Annotated in this window: 1 protein-coding gene; it reads right to left on the reverse strand. The window is 42.2% G+C overall.

The genetic code is table 11. The features are described 5' to 3' along the window. Positions 1-49 precede the first annotated feature (49 nt). Positions 50-1,055: IS3 family transposase (locus tag FEZ33_RS12225; RefSeq protein WP_138405617.1), on the reverse strand; the 1,006-nt coding region annotated here is incomplete at its 5' end.

Consider the following 1,055-nt stretch of genomic DNA (forward strand, 5'->3'; position numbering starts at 1 on the left):
TGAACTGGTCCTATAGTCAAGGACTATTTGAGCCACATTTTGAGTGCAGCTACTCTTCAATTTCAATCGTTCTGATGTGCGGTAATGCAGGTGTTGAATAAATATCTGCTAAAGGATAGACATTGGTAGTACAAAACTGATAATATTGAATAGGGCTTAGCTTCGCTAAGTTCCATTGGTAACGCTCATTGTTGTAGTAATCCATATACTCTTCAATGAGCTTTTTTACGTCCTCATAATCTTCACACGAAGCGAGGTCAATCTCGTCTTTCATATGTCCATAAAAAGATTCCTGAGGGGCATTGTCCCAACAATTCCCACGTCGGGACATCGATTGAATTAACCCATTATTCTCCACAAGGTACTGAAATTTCACACTGGTAAAGTGACTCCCTTGATCTGAATGAATCAGGGTTTGCGTCGCTAAACTCACCGGATGCTGGGCGATAAGTTGTCGTATCATCTTCAAAACAAACGCAATATGAAGCATCGGGCTGAGTTCATAAGACAGAATTTCGTTCGTAAAGGCATCTTTAACCGTCGCTAAATACGCCCACTTCTGCCTGCCATACGGCAAATAAGTAATATCCGTCAACAGCACGGAACGCGGTCCGTAAGCTCTAAACTCACGTTTAACATAGTTGGGTTTGACATGTTCAGCCTGATACTCCGCAGATACTTGGCGTTGAAAACGAGGCTTACGAATCGGACACACTAAATTGAATTTCTTCATCAATCGACGAATTTTACTGCGGCACATCGGGGTGCGATTGTGAGCTAAATGCATCAATATTTGTCGCTGCCCTTTGGGCTTTTGACGGTAATTAAATGCCTCTAGGATTAAAGAAAAAGCCACTTGATCTTCACGTTCTCGCTTTTCAATATTCACCTGAGTAATCTTTTTCCATCGATAGTAGCCGCTTTTTGATACACCACAAAAACGACAGAGCGCTTCAATGGTCCACGTGTTAGTTGGGGATTCAAATGTCTCTTGAATCAGTCTAAAGTAGTGTCGTTTGGCTTCTCTTTCGGAAACATTCCCAAGTCGATGAGCC

Source organism: Ruoffia tabacinasalis, assembly GCF_005864045.1.
Taxonomy (GTDB): Bacteria; Bacillota; Bacilli; order Lactobacillales; family Aerococcaceae; genus Ruoffia; species Ruoffia tabacinasalis.